Source organism: Burkholderia latens (assembly GCF_902499045.1).
GTDB classification, from domain to species: domain Bacteria; phylum Pseudomonadota; class Gammaproteobacteria; order Burkholderiales; family Burkholderiaceae; genus Burkholderia; species Burkholderia latens.
Genome location: NZ_CABVPL010000012.1, coordinates 72,651 through 86,545 on the forward strand (window position 1 = coordinate 72,651; position 13,895 = coordinate 86,545).

General features: G+C 70.8%; 12 protein-coding genes. 3 read left to right on the plus strand and 9 right to left on the minus strand.

The window, feature by feature from the left end; translation table 11 throughout:
• Positions 1 to 82: 82 nt before the first annotated feature.
• From BSE24067_RS11470 to coxB, 6 genes are read right to left on the minus strand one after another with little or no spacing between them, the layout of a single operon-like run.
• The gene (locus BSE24067_RS11470; protein ID WP_151068258.1) at positions 83 to 1,366 is read right to left on the minus strand and encodes a cytochrome c; all 1,284 of its coding nucleotides are present in this window, start codon (positions 1,364 to 1,366) and stop codon (positions 83 to 85) included.
• Entirely contained in the window at positions 1,366 to 2,325 is a 960-nt protein-coding gene (locus BSE24067_RS11475) for a cytochrome c oxidase assembly protein (RefSeq protein ID WP_244130568.1), read from the minus strand. Before BSE24067_RS11475 ends, BSE24067_RS11470 begins: the two co-directional genes overlap by 1 nt.
• Positions 2,326 to 2,341: 16 nt before the next feature.
• A complete protein-coding gene (locus BSE24067_RS11480; protein WP_151068714.1) occupies positions 2,342 to 2,659 on the minus strand; it encodes a hypothetical protein in 318 nt (105 codons plus the stop codon).
• 11 nt (positions 2,660 to 2,670) lie between these two features.
• Entirely contained in the window at positions 2,671 to 3,297 is a 627-nt protein-coding gene (locus BSE24067_RS11485) for a cytochrome c oxidase subunit 3 (protein ID WP_151068715.1), read from the minus strand.
• Positions 3,294 to 5,237, minus strand: a complete 1,944-nt coding sequence (gene ctaD / locus BSE24067_RS11490) for a cytochrome c oxidase subunit I (RefSeq protein ID WP_151068716.1) — start codon at positions 5,235 to 5,237, stop codon at positions 3,294 to 3,296. The genes BSE24067_RS11485 and ctaD overlap by 4 nt, the downstream gene beginning before the upstream one ends.
• On the minus strand, positions 5,234 to 6,322 hold the full coding sequence (gene coxB / locus BSE24067_RS11495; protein WP_174904757.1) for a cytochrome c oxidase subunit II: 1,089 nt from the start codon (positions 6,320 to 6,322) through the stop codon (positions 5,234 to 5,236). Before coxB ends, ctaD begins: the two co-directional genes overlap by 4 nt.
• A gap of 235 nt (positions 6,323 to 6,557) precedes the next feature.
• Between coxB and fdhF the strand changes: the two genes are divergently transcribed.
• Both fdhF and BSE24067_RS11505 read left to right on the plus strand, forming a co-directional pair.
• The gene (gene fdhF / locus BSE24067_RS11500) at positions 6,558 to 9,536 is read left to right on the plus strand and encodes a formate dehydrogenase subunit alpha (protein WP_151068708.1); all 2,979 of its coding nucleotides are present in this window, start codon (positions 6,558 to 6,560) and stop codon (positions 9,534 to 9,536) included.
• A complete protein-coding gene (locus BSE24067_RS11505) occupies positions 9,536 to 10,018 on the plus strand; it encodes a DUF1641 domain-containing protein (protein WP_151068707.1) in 483 nt (160 codons plus the stop codon). The genes fdhF and BSE24067_RS11505 overlap by 1 nt, the downstream gene beginning before the upstream one ends.
• On the opposite strand, the gene BSE24067_RS11510 is transcribed toward BSE24067_RS11505, so the two are convergent.
• The 3 genes from BSE24067_RS11510 to BSE24067_RS11520 form a co-directional block, all read right to left on the minus strand.
• Positions 9,993 to 10,469: an NUDIX hydrolase gene (locus BSE24067_RS11510; RefSeq protein ID WP_151068706.1), complete on the minus strand. Its 477-nt coding sequence runs from the start codon at positions 10,467 to 10,469 to the stop codon at positions 9,993 to 9,995. The two genes, BSE24067_RS11505 and BSE24067_RS11510, sit on opposite strands and share 26 nt — an antisense overlap.
• A 387-nt stretch (positions 10,470 to 10,856) precedes the next feature.
• Entirely contained in the window at positions 10,857 to 11,768 is a 912-nt protein-coding gene (locus BSE24067_RS11515) for a manganese catalase family protein (RefSeq protein ID WP_151068780.1), read from the minus strand.
• 280 nt (positions 11,769 to 12,048) lie between these two features.
• The gene (locus tag BSE24067_RS11520; protein WP_174904758.1) at positions 12,049 to 12,288 is read right to left on the minus strand and encodes a hypothetical protein; all 240 of its coding nucleotides are present in this window, start codon (positions 12,286 to 12,288) and stop codon (positions 12,049 to 12,051) included.
• A 186-nt stretch (positions 12,289 to 12,474) separates the two neighbouring features.
• Here BSE24067_RS11520 and BSE24067_RS11525 point away from each other — a divergent pair, with 186 nt between their 5' ends.
• Entirely contained in the window at positions 12,475 to 13,893 is a 1,419-nt protein-coding gene (locus tag BSE24067_RS11525; protein WP_174904759.1) for an HlyD family secretion protein, read from the plus strand.
• Positions 13,894 to 13,895 lie beyond the last annotated feature (2 nt).

A 13,895-nucleotide genomic window follows, 5' to 3' on the forward strand; every position in this document is an offset into this window, starting at 1 on the left:
CGCGAGCGTATGTACCGGCCGGCTGGCCGCGGCCGCGCACGTCGGTGGTGCAGCACGCGCTGACAGGCGCCGCCGCGCTGGCTTATTTGTGCAGCTTCTGGCGCAGGCTCGACACGTCGTTCGCGGTGATCGGCAGCGCATCGTTGCCCCACGCGCTGCGGATCCACGTGAGCGCGCCGGCGATCTGCGCGTCCGTCAGTACGCCGGCAAAGCCGGGCATCGACGTGCGCGGCGGCCCGGTCAGCGTGCGCGGCGAGTTGCCGCCTTCCACCAGCAGCCGGATCAGCGACGTCGTGTCGGCGCTCAGCACGGCCGGATTGCCGGCGAGCCGCGGAAACGCCGGCGGCGCGCCCATCCCGTCCGCGCCGTGGCAGCGTGCGCAGGCGGAACGGTAGACGTTCGCGCCGGGCGACTGCGCGTGCGGCACGCGGCTGCCGTGCCGCACCGGCGTCGGCGCCGCGCCGGGCGTGTAGCCGCCGGTCGGCTGCCGCGCGGGCAGCGATTTCAGGAACACGGCGATCGCGCGTGCGTCGTCGTCGCTCAGATACTGCGTGCCGTCCTCGATTTGCGCGACCATCGTGCCGAACGCCGCGAATCCGGCCGCGTGCCCCGTCTTCAGGAACGCCGCGATGTCGGCTTCGGACAAGCGGCCGAGCCCGGCGCCCGGGTCGCCGGTCAAATTCGGCGCAAACCAGTGGTCGTTGGTGCCGCCGGTCAGCCAGCGCGACGACGATTCGTCGTAGCCGCGCTCCTGGTACGCGGGCCCGCGCGGCGTGTGGCACGCGCCGCAATGGCCGAGCGACTGCACGAGATACGCGCCGCGGTTCCAGCGCGCGTCGCGATCCGGACGCGGCGCGTACACATGGCGCGGCGCGAACGCCCACTGCCAGAACACGAGCGTCCAGCGCTGGTTGAACGGGAACGCGACGTCGCTCGGCGGCGACGCGCGTGCAACAGGCTTCACGCCGAGCATCATGTACGCGTACAGCGCGCGCACGTCGTCGTCCGTCAGCTTCGAGAATGACGCGTAAGGCATGGCCGGATAGAGCCGCTTGTTGCCGCGCGCGATGCCGCGCCGCAGCGCGCGGTCGAAATCGTCGAGCGTATAGCGGCCGATCCCGAACAGCGGATCGGGCGTGATGTTGGTCGTCATGATCGTGCCGAACGGCGACCCGAGCCCTTGGCCGCCGGCATACGGGATGCCGCCGGCCGGCGCCGTATGGCAGCCCGCGCAGTCGCCGACGCGCGCCAGATACGCGCCGCGCTCGACGAGCGCGGGATCGGGGTCGCGTGCGCACGCCGGCGCCGCGGCCGCGAGCACGGCCGCCGCGACGGCAAACCCGAAGCGCTGGCGTGCCGCGCGCATCATCGCACCTCCGCCCGGATGCCGGCCGGCCGCCGCAGCCAGCGCGCGACGAGCGCGAGCGCGGCAGCGACGTACGCGAGCCCGGCCGGCACCCACATCACGAGCCCGCCGAGCTGCTGATCTTCGAGCGGCGCGAGGCCGAGCGCGGTCGTCGTTTCCGCATACGGCACGTACCACAGCCCCGGCGACAGCGTGATCAACGCGCCGAGCGCGGCCGTATGGACCATCGTCGTGAACAGCGACAGCGCGGCCGACGCACCGTGCGCGGGCCGCGCGGCATCGTCGAACACCGCGCGCCAGAACAGCAGCGCGCTGCCGACGAAGCTCGCGTGCTGCAGCGCGTGCACGGCCGGCGACGCGAGCGCCGCATCGAAGCAGCGCGGGATGTGCCAGATCCACAGTGCGGCCGCATGCAGCAGCCACGCCGGCACCGGCGCCGTCGCGGTGCGCCACGTCGTGCGCAGCCCGCGCGCGCGCGCGATCCGGGCCGCGCGGAACCGCGCGCGCGGCGGCAGCGCCCACAGCCACGTCGGCAGCGGGCGCCCGAGCACGGCCAGCGGCGCCGCGACGATCATCAACAGCTCGTGCTGCACCATGTGCGCGGAAAACAGCGCGCCGCCCAGCGTATCGAGCGGCGTGCACAGCGCGACGAACAGCGTCGCGAGGCCGGCCGCGAAGGCCGCTGCGCGGCGCGCGAGTTGCGCACGTCCATGCCGGCTTTGCCGCGCGAGCCGCCGATATCCGAGCGTATAACCGACGGCGGCCGCCGCGAGCAGCGCGATGACGAACGGCTCGAACGGCCAGCGGAACGGATTCGCATCCGTGCCGCCGGCCGCGATTACGTGCGCGTGAGCGCCCGATGCCCGCGCAGCCGCCAGCAGCATCGCGCAGCGTACGAACGCGGAAGCCGCGCGCGCGGCCGATGCCGTCGATGAGGTGCCGGACGCCGCCGCGCTCATGATCGGGGCTCCGTCGTCATGACGCGCAGATCGGCACGATCCACGATGCGATCCAGAACGCAGCCAGCGCGAACGTCGACAACGCGCCAGCCCAGGCTCCGACATGCGCGAGCAGTGCCCGCGGCGTGCCGCCGCCCGGCGCGCGGACGTCCGCGTTCGGCGCACGCCAAGCGAGCACCGCGGACGTGCCGGTGGCCGCCGCGGTGACGGCCGTCAGCGCGAGAATCGGCAGCGCACTGCGCGATGCGCACGCGGGGCCGGCCAGCGCATAGTCGATGGAAAGCACGGCGAGCACCGCCGACGGCGCACCGAGTAGCGCGATCCAGATTCGCATCGGCATCCTGGTCATAGTCGCGGCACCAGATAAACGGTCGCATAGATCGGCAGCCAGCTCAGCACGACGAAATACCAGTACAGCGCGTTCTCGCCGACGTTGCCGAAGCGCTTGCCTTCGACCGGCCCGGTAAACAACAGCACGGCGAGCACCGACGTATCGATCGCATCGGTGATCAGGTGCGTCGTATGCAGGCCGACCAGCAGCCACACCACCGAACCGTACGCATTCGTGTACCAGTCGACGTTCAGCGTGCCGAATTCGAATGCGCGCACGACGATGAACGCCCACGCGCCCGCCGCGCATACGGCGAGCCACGTGCGCGCGCCGGCGAGATCGCCGCGCTCGGCCGCGCGCTGCGCGGCGAAGTTCGGCCCGACGCTCGCGAGCATCAGCACGGTGTTCAGCGTGCCGGCCCACAGCGCGGGCTGCGGCGCACCGAGCGGCCAGTTCGGCGCGAGGCTGCGCAGATAGAAGTACGTCATCAGCGCGATCGCGAACACGGTGCCTTCGACGAGCATCAGCCCGCCCGTCGCCCACCACGTGACGCTGCGCGGGCCGTGCGCATAGGTCGGCAACGCGCTGACGTCGAGCGTGTCCGGCGCGCCGCCGCCGCCGCGTGCTTGCGTGGCGCTCATGGCTGCCGCTCCCGTTCACGCGCGAGCGCTGTTTCGCGGCGCGTCGGCCAGAACCAGCCGATCAGCGCGGCAGTGACCGGCACCGCGCCCCACACGACGGCCCACGGCGTGAAGATCGAGCCGATGAACAGGATCGTCGTGGCGACCGCGCTCGCGAACGGCCACAGCGACGGGCCCGGAAACAGCGGGCGCAGGTCCGGCGTGGCGTCGAGCGCGGTGGTCGTCAGCACTTCGCGGCGATCGGTGGCAAGCCCCGCCACGCAGCGCGGTTCGCGCGCCGGCTCCCACAACGGCTCCGGCCCGTGGACCACCGGCAGCGTGTCGAAATTGTGCGGCGGCGGCGGGCTCGGCGTCAGCCATTCGAGCGTGCCGGCGCCCCATGGATCGGCGCCGGCCGGCACGCCGCGCGTGCGGCTGCGCACGACGTTCACGACGAACAGCAGCACGCTGAGCGCGATCGCCCATGCGCCGATGGTCGCGACGAGGTTCAGCCCGTCCCAGCCGCGCTGCGCGGGATAGGTCCACACGCGGCGCGGCATGCCGTCGAGGCCGAGCAGATGCATCGGAAAGAACGTCAGGTTGAAGCCGACGAAGAACAGCCAGAACTGCACGCGGCCGAGCGTTTCGTCGAGCAGCCGCCCGGCCAGTTTCGGGAACCAGTAGTAGAACGCGCCGAAGAGGGGGAACACGGCGCCGCCGAGCAGCACGTAGTGCAGGTGCGCGACGACGAAGTACGTATCGTGCACCTGCAGGTCGAGCGACACGGAGCCGAGCATCACGCCGGTCAGGCCGCCGAGCACGAGAATGAAGAAGAACGCGAGCACGAACAGCAGCGGCGTCTTCAGTCGCGGCCGGCCGAGCCACAGCGTCGCGAGCCAGCAGAAGATCTGGATTCCAGACGGAATCGCGATCGCGAGGCTCGCCGCGGTGAAGAAGCTCTTGCCGAGCGCGGGCAGGCTCGTCGCATACATGTGATGCACCCACAGCCCGAACGCGAGGAACGCGGTCGCGATCAGCGCGAGCACCATCGCCGGATAGCCGAAGACCGGCCGGCGCGCGAAGGTCGGCACGATCGTCGAGATGAAGCCGAGCGGCGGGATGAAGATCAGGTACACCTCGGGATGACCGAAGAACCAGAACAGGTGCTGCCACAGCAGCACGTCGCCGCCGCGCGCAGGATTGTAGAAATGGGTGCCGACGAGCCGATCGAGAATCAGCGCGGTGCTGCACAGCATGACGGCCGGCATCGCGAACAGCACCATGAACTGCGTGACGAGCGTCGCCCACACGAACAGCGGCATCCGGTCGAGCGACATGCCCGGCGCGCGCAGTTTCAGGATCGTCGTGATCAGCACGACCGCCTCGATCAGCGCGGACAGCTCGGAGAAGGTGATCATCTGTGCCCAGATGTCCGCACCCTTGCCGGTCGAATAGTCGGGGCCGGCGAGCGGCACATAGCTGAACCAGCCGGCGTCGGGCCGCGCGCCCAGCGCGAAGCCGATGTACAGCGTGAGGCCGCCGAACAGGAACACCCAGTACGCGTACGCATTCATCCGCGGAAACGCGACCGTGCGCGCGCCGATCATCAACGGCACGATCCAGCCGGCCACAGCCTGCATCACCGGCACGGCGAACAGGAACATCATCGTCGTGCCGTGCATCGTGAAGAACTGGTCGTACGTGGCGGGGCCCAGCAGCCGGTTGCCGGCGCTTGCGAGCTGCGTGCGCATCGCAAGCGCGAACAGCCCGCCGAGCACGAAGAACGCGAAGGTCGTGATCACGAAGCGGCGCGCGATCGTCTTGTGATTGACGGCCGCGAGCATCCCGACGAAGCCGGGCCGATCGCTCCACGTGCGCGCGAGCGCGTCGGCGGCGGCCTGGCCGCCGGCGGGCCCGTCGAGCAGCGGTGACGCGGCAGGCGGCGGACGATGCGCGCTCATCGCAGTGTCTCCAGCCACGCGATCACCGCCTGCTGTTCCATCGGGCTCAGCGTGCTCGCCGGCATCGTCGTGCCGGGTTTCAGCGCACCGGGCGCGCGCAGCCATCTCGCCAGATGCGCGCGATCGTTCGGGAATGTGCCGCCCGCGAGCATCGAGCGGCTCATCACGTGCGTGAGATCGGGGCCGAGCGTGCCGGACGCGGGGGTGCCGCGCACCGTGTGGCAGGTCGCGCATGCACCGGCCACGAACACGCGCTGGCCGGCCTGCGCGAACGACGACGGCGCGTCGGCGGCCGGCCGGCGCTGCCGCGCGACCCACGCGTCGAACTGCGCCTGCGGCTCGGCGACGACGACGAATGCCATCAACGCGTGCTCGAGGCCGCAGTATTCCGCGCACTGGCCGCGATAGGTGCCGGGCTTGTCGACGCGAAACGCGATCGTCGCGTCGCGGCCGGGGATCATGTCTTTCTTGCCGTGCAGGTTCGGCGCCCAGAACGTATGGATCACGTCGGCGGCTTTCAGCGACACGATCACCGGGCGCCCGACCGGCACGTGCACTTCGTTCGCGGTCGCGAAGCCGCCTTCGCCGCCATCGCCGGGATAGCGCACGTCCCACCACCACTGGTGGCCCGTCATCTCGATGTGCAGCGCATCGGCCACCGGCAGCCGCGACAGCGCGCGGTCGGTCAGCACGTCGGCGACGATCAGGCCGGCCAGCACGACGACCGACAGCGCGGTCGCCGCGCGCGTCACGCGGGCCGCGCGCCGCTCGCGGCGCGGATCGGGCGGCAGCGGCCGGCCGTCCTCCGCGGGCGGCACCGTGCCGGCCCGCGCACGGCGCCACAGCGCGAGCGCGAGCGCCGCGAGCACGGCAGCGAACACGAGCGCGCACACGAGCAGTGTCCAGTGCCACAGCGACGCGATACGCATCGCCTGGATGCCGGCGGGGCGCAGCGCGTTCTGGTCCGGCCACGCGGCGTACGCGCACGCCGTCGCGGCCAGCGTCGCGGCGGCGACGACAACGTGTGCGGCCGCGCGTTGGCGAACGAGGGCACGGCGGGGAGGCGACGCGGCGCGCAGGATCATGAAAGGGCGGCATGGGGAGGACAGTGCGCCACAGCAAGTTGCGTTCCCCGTGCGTCGCCGCGCGGCATTCCACGTGACCGGCGCGCGGGTCCTGCCCCGACGCGCCGGAATTACAAAATCGCCGGCGATTCGCCATGCCGGTGCACGCGAACGCGGGCAACGCGCCCGTACGAACCGGGCACGCGCGATGCGCGGCCCAACGCACTTTGCCCGCCGCGACCTGTCCGAGATCCCCATGACCGACACCCGAACCTGTTCGATCAAGTTTGACGGCGCCACGCTCAGCGGCGACGCCGGCCAGCCGCTGCTGGATTTCCTCGCCGAACACGACGTGTCGTTGCCGCACGTCTGCTATCACCGCGCGCTGGGCGCGTTGCAGACCTGCGACGTCTGCTGGGTCGAAACCGGCGACGGCGAGCTGCAACGCGCGTGCACGCTGCGCAGCGCCGACGGGCTCGCCGTCGTGAGCCGGTCCGAGCGGGCGCGGCGCGCGCGCGAGGAGGGGATGGACAGGCTGCTCGCGAAGCACGAGCTGTACTGCACCGTGTGCGAACACAACACGGGCGACTGCACGCTGCACAACACGTTCGCCGACATGCAGTTGCCGATCCAGCGCTATGCGTACCAGCGCAAGCCGTACGTGAAGGACGAGTCGAACCCGTTCTACACGTACGATCCGGACCAGTGCATCGTGTGCGGGCGGTGCGTCGAAGCGTGCCAGAACGTCGAGGTGAACGAGACGTTGAGCATCGATTTCTCGATGGATCATCCGCGCGTGCTGTGGGACGGCGGCCGCGCGATCGGCGAATCGAGCTGCGTGAGCTGCGGCCATTGCGTGACGGTATGTCCGTGCAACGCGCTGCTCGAGAAGTCGATGCAGCCCGATGCGGGACCGTTTACCGCGATGCCGGAAACGGTCAAGCGGCCGCTGATCGACTTCGTGAAGGTGCTCGAGCGCACGATCGGCGCGCCGCCGGTCACTGGCGTGTCGAAGCTCGACGTCGCGTTGCGGCAGGCCGAAATCAAGCGCACCAAGACCGTCTGCACGTATTGCGGCGTCGGTTGCGCATTCGAGATGTGGACGCGCGATCGCCACGTGCTGAAGGTGCAACCCGTCGTGGACGCGCCGGCCAACGGCATCTCGACCTGCGTGAAGGGCCGCTTCGGCTGGGATTTCGTCAACGATCCGAAGCGGCTCACGACGCCGCTCGTGCGCGAGCACGGCCGCTTTCACGAAGTGTCGTGGGACGAGGCGCTCGACGTCGTCGCGCGACGGCTGCTGGAGATCCGCGCGGCGCACGGGCCCGACAGCATCGGCTTCATCGGCTCCAGCAAGGCGAGCAACGAAGAGGCGTACCTGACGCAGAAGATCGCGCGGCTCGTGATCGGCACCAACAGCGTCGACAATTCGTCGCGCTACTGCCAGAACCCGGCGACGATGGGACTGTTCCGCACGGTCGGCTACGGCGGCGACGCGGGCACGATCGCCGATCTCGCGGCGGCCGACCTGATCGTGATCGTCGGCAGCAATACGGCCGAATGCCACCCGGTGATCGCATCGCGCCTGAAAGCCGCGCGCAAGCTGCGCGGCCAGCGGCTGATCGTCGTCGATCCGCGCCGCCACGAGATGGCCGAGCGCGCCGACCTCCATCTGCAGCCGCGCACCGGCACCGATCTCGTATGGGCATCGGCATTCGCGCGCTACGCGTTCGACCATGGGCTCGCCGATACAGACTTCCTGGCCGCGCGGGTCAACGGCGTGGACGGCTATCGCGCGTCGCTCGAACCGTTCACGATGGAGTTCGCCGCGCAGGCGACCGGCATCGCGCGCGAACAGCTCGTCGCGGCGGCCGACATGATCGCGCGCTCGCCGAGCGTGTGCATCGTCTGGGCGATGGGCATCACGCAGCACAGCCATGGCGCGGACGCGAGCACGGCGCTGTCGAACCTGCTGCTCGTGACCGGCAACTACGGCCGGCCGGGCACCGGCGGCTACCCGATGCGCGGGCACAACAACGTGCAGGGTGCGAGCGACTTCGGCTGCCTGAAGGACGTCTATCCTGGATACGAGAAAGTCACCGACGATGCGGTGCGCGAGAAATGGGCGCGCGCGTGGGGTGTCGAGCCGTGGGCGCTGTCGTCGAAGATCGGCGAGGACAATTTCATGATGGTCGAGCAGGCCGCGCAAGGGCGCCTGAAGGCGATGATGGTGATCGGCGAGGAAACCGCGTTCTCGGACGCCGACTCCGCGAACGTGCACCGCGCGTTCTCGCAGCTCGATTTCTTCGTCGTGCAGGACATCTTCATGAGCCGCACCGCCGAATTCGCGGACGTCGTGCTGCCCGGCTGCCCGAGCGTCGAGAAGGACGGCACGTTCGTCAATACCGAGCGCCGGATCCAGCGCTTTTACGAAGTGATGCCGCCGCTGGGCGATAGCCGGCCCGACTGGCGGATCCTGACCGATCTCGCGGCGCGGATGGGCCACGACTGGGGCTACACGCATCCGTCGCAGATCATGGACGAGGCGGCCGGCATCGCCGAGATGTTCGCCGGCGTCAGCTATGCGCGCCTCGAGGGCTGGCAATCGCTCCTGTGGCCGGTGCGCGCGGACGGCACCGACACGCCGTTGCTGTATACGGAGCGCTTCCACACGGACGACGGCCGCGCGAAACTGCATCCGCTCACATGGCAGCCGCCCGCCGAGGACACCGACGGCGAATACGACCTGCTCGCCGACAACGGCCGGATGCTCGAGCATTTTCAGTCGACGAACCAGAGCGGCCGCGGTGGACGGCTGTGGGGGCTGTCGCCCGAATGGTTCGTCGAGGTGAGCCGCGAGGTCGCGGCCGCGCGCGGGATCGAGGACGGCACGTGGGTGCGTCTCACGTCGCGGCGCGGCTCGGCCGAGATGATCGCGCTCGTCACCGATCGCGTGCGCGGCAACACGCTGTTCCTGCCGATTCACCAGGGCAAGGCGGGCGCGAACGCGCTGACGGGGGAGCACCACGATCCCGACGTCAACACGCCCGCGTACAAGGAGCTCGCGGTGCGGCTCGACGTGCTGCCGCGCCCGCGCGACGCACGGCCGTTGCCGGCCGGCAATTTCCGCTACGGCGCGCGTACGCCGAACGCGGGCATCGACGCCGCGGCCAAATGGTCGCGGCCCGACTACGTTGCGCCGCCCGACGCGGCGCCCCATCCGGAGAAAAGCTGATGGCCGAACGCCTGCCCCACGATGTGACGCCTCCCCAGACGGAGCCCGATGCGCACGACGCGCTCGAACGCCTGCTCGGCAGCCTGCACCGGCACGGCTTCCTGCGTTTCGCGAACGATGTCGTGAGCGCGAACGCCCGCATTGCGGAAGTGCTGGTCGGCGCGCTCGACAAGCCGGGCACGCAAACCGGCGTGCAGAACCTGGCGATGCTCGTGATGGCGCTGTCGAGCATTCCGCCCGAGCAGTTCGGCAAGACGATGTTCGCGGCCGCCGACGCGCTGCGCCACGTCGGCGCGTGGAAGCCGTCCGAGCACGAGCACGCGGCGCCGGGCGTGCGCGGCGTGTACCGGCTGCTGCACGACGAAGCGCTGTGGGATGCGCTGACGCCGCTGCTCGAAGGGTTGAAGGTATTCGCTCAGGGCCTGGCGCGCGAACCCGAGAAGCCGATCACGACGCTCAGCGGGAAGCCGACGGACGCGTGACGGCATCGGCGCCGGGTGTATCCTGCGCGCGGATCAGGCTCGCGATCGTCTGCACGATGCGCTGCGTCGGTGCGCTCGCCGGCCAGCGCGGCACAGCGTCGACATGGACCCAGCGGCACAGCGCGATCTCGCGGCCGGGGCACGCATGCTGGCCGGGCGGCAGCATCGCGACGAACACGTGATGACGCTTCACGCTGCCGTCGACGTAGAAGAAATAGGCGAGTTCGAGATCGACGAGCCCGGTTTCCTCCTGCAGTTCGCGATGCGCGGCGTCGAGCGCCGATTCGCCGCGCCGGATCACGCCGCCCGGCAGCGTCCAGCGCGATGACGGCCGGCGCGCGACCAGCAGCACGCGGTTGTTGCGGTGGCAGACGATCGTCGCGCGTTCCTTCGCCAGCGGTGCCAGCGGCACGGCGCGCATGGGGAAGTCGGACGGATCGGGTAGTGTCATGCCCGCTAGGCGGCGAAGAAGAGGGAGGTCCATGACGGCATGCAGCAACCGGTGTGCCTGCGGGGCGGCGTGGCTCGCGCTGGCGCCGGCCGCGGCTGCGGCCGCGCAGCAGCCAAGCCGCTCGGTAGATCAGTGTCGCCCACGCGGCGGGCACTCGCCGCGCAGCCGAGCAGCCGAGCAGCCAAGTAGCCAAGTAGCCAAGTAGCCAAGTAGCCAAGTAGCCAAGTAGCCAAGTAGCCAAGACGCCGGGCTACCCGGCCACACAGCCACACAGCCATGCACTGCCGGATCTGCCGTCGCCCGCAGCAGCTTTCTCCGGCTGAGTCGGCACCGGCGCCTGCACTTCGGCGCACGCGTGCGCGCCCCGCGGCGGCCGCCGCACCGCGCTCAGGGCTTCGCCGGCGGCGTCGCGCCCGGCGACGCGGCCGTACTGTCGCGCGGCGCGCCCGCGCCCAGCTCGGCGCCCGTCACAGGATCGCAGCGCGGATCGGATGCGAGGCGGCGCGTCATCGCTTCGAGTGCCTCCGACTGCTGCGGCTCGACCGCGCCCTTCGCTGCGCCGTCGCCGCCGTCGACGGCCGGCTCGCCGCGCCGCAGCGACAGCGAATCGCCGCGATTCCACGGGCCCGGCACCGGTTCGCCGTCCTGCATCCGGAAGTACACGCGGTCGTACGGCGACTTCGGCGGCAGCTTGCCCGGCGGGAAGTTCGCGGTGATCGCATAGAGCGCCTTCTCGAACGACATCTGGTGCGACACCTCGCGCGTCATCAGGAAGCCGAGCGCGTCGCGCACGCCCGGATCGTCGGACACGTTGATCAGCCGTTCGTAGATGATCTTCGCGCGCGCTTCGGCCGCGATGTTCGAGCGCAGGTCGGCCGTCGGTTCGCCGATCGTGTCGATGTACGCGGCCGACCACGGCACGCCGCCCGAGTTCGTCAGCGGCGAGCCGGCGCCGTACAGCAGTTGCGTCACGTGACTGTCGTTGCCTGCGCCGTGCAGCTTGCGGTACAGCTCGGCCTGTTCGTCGACGGCTTCCGCGAGTTCGCCTTTCGCCCCGCGGTTCAGCATCGCAACCAGCGAGCCGATCACCTCGAGATGGCTCAATTCCTCGGTCGCGATGTCGAGCAGCATGTCCTTGCGGCCGGGATCCTCTTCGGTGATCGCCTGCGTGAAATAGCGCATCGCGGCGGCGAGTTCGCCTTGTGGTCCGCCGAACTGCTCGAGCAGCAGGTTCGCGAGGCCCGGATTCGGCGCGGCGACGCGCACCGTGTACTGAAGCCGTGTGTTGTGGATGAACATGAAACCTCCGTGTGAAGAAGTGGGACGGCACCTGCGACGGAGGGCGGAGCACAGGGCGCGCCTATAGTGGTGCCGTGGTGGTGCCGCGGCGCGAAGGCGGTGCGCGGCGCGAACCTTCGCGGTGCGCTGCAACGGTCACGGCCCGGGCGTGCGCCGCCGCACCGGTGCCGCGCATCGGCCGGGCCGCGCGCGGCGCGTTTGTCCGCGATTTTTCAACGCGTTGTCATTTCTGCCGACGCGCGTGCGCATTGCGCCGGACGTCGCGCCGGCAATGCGCGGGTCAGCGCGATTCGCGGCGTCCGCTTTCGCGTCCGCGTGCCGGCGGACGCTGCGATGGCTCGCCGGACGGCTGTGCCGGCCGGCCGCTGTCGTCGGGCGCGGGCGGCTTGCCTTCGGCGGGATCGCGCGCGCTGCGCGGCGGCGGCGTGCCGATGCCGCGGCGCTTGCCTTCGGGGCCGGGCGTGCTGTCGCCGCGGTCCTGTCCTTGGGAATCGGTGTCGAGTGAGGTCGAGCGTGTCATCGGAGCAGGTTTCCTGTCGTGATGATCGGATCCGCTGCGCCGCATCGCGCGTGCCGCCCCACCGCGCGACGCGATGCGTGCCGCGGCGTGAGCACGACGTGCGGCCGGGCGCGCGCCTTGCTTGCACGCGCCGCTGAGGCCGGCGCGTGCAATGCCGCACGCCGCCCCCGCCTGGAGAGCGACCCGATGCCCGATGCGACCCTGTCCCCGTTGTCCGTCCGTGAGCGATTGCGCCGCGTGCTGGTGCGCGCGTTCACGCGCGGGTGGCGTGGTACGCGGGGGCCGCTGGCGGCGCCGGGGGCCGGTTTCGTCGCGTGCTTCGCGCCGCATGCGGAGCCGGCGTTGTCGACCGCCGGACCGCCGGCCGGGTTCGCGCCGCGTGTGGCGCTCGCGCGCGCCGGCGACAGCACCGCCGACGGCGGCAGCGGCGGCAGGACTGGACAAGGCCGCCACGACGAACGCGACACCGACGCGCCGGGCGGCGGCGGAGGCGACGGCCATCCGCACGACGATCGCGGCGGCCGCACCGGCGGCGATGGCGATGGCGACGACGGCGAAGGCGAACGCAGGCGGCCGGGCAAGAAACCGCTGATCATCCTCGGCGCGGTGGTGGTCGTGCTGGCGATCGCGGGGCTCGCGTGGTGGCTGATGACGCGCGACCAGGAAAGTACCGACGACGCGTACACCGACGGCAACGCGGTGGCCGTCGCGCCGCACGTGTCCGGCTACGTGACGCGGCTCGCGGTCGACGACAACACGTACGTGCATCGCGGCGACGTGCTGGTCGAGATCGATCCGCGCGACTACCGCGCGCAGGTCGACGCGGCGCGTGCGCAGCTCGGCCTCGCGCAGGCGCAGCTCGATGCATCGCGCGTGCAGCTCGACATCGCGCGCGTGCAGTATCCGGCGCAGTACCGGCAGGCGCGCGCGCAGATCGAATCCGCGGAAGCCGCGTACCGGCAGGCGCTTGCCGCGCAGGAACGGCAGCGCGCCGTCGATGCGCGCGCGACGTCGCAGCAGGCGATCGACGCGGCCGACGCGCAGCGCGCGAGCGCCGATGCGAACGTCGCGATGGCGCAGGCGCAGGCGCGCACCGCGAGCCTCGTGCCGCAACAGATCCGCCAGGCCGAAACGGCCGTCGAGGAGCGTCGCCAGCAGGTGCTGCAGGCGCGCGCGCAGCTCGATACGGCGAACCTGAACCTGTCGTACTGCGAACTGCGCGCGCCGTCCGACGGCTGGGTCACGCGACGCAACGTGCAGCTCGGGTCGTATCTGCAGGCCGGCGCGTCGGTCTTCTCGATCGTCACGCCGCGCGTGTGGATCACCGCGAACTTCAAGGAGTCGCAACTCGACCGGATGCGGATCGGCGATCGCGTCGACGTGTCGGTCGACGCGTATCCCGATCTCGATCTGCACGGCCACGTCGACAGCATCCAGCTCGGCAGCGGCTCGCGCTTCTCCGCGTTTCCGGCGGAGAACGCCACCGGCAATTTCGTGAAGATCGTGCAGCGCGTGCCCGTGAAGATCGTGCTCGACGGCCCGCTGCCGAACAATCCGCCGCTCGGTCTCGGCTTGTCGGCCGTACCGACCGTGCATCTGAAATAAAC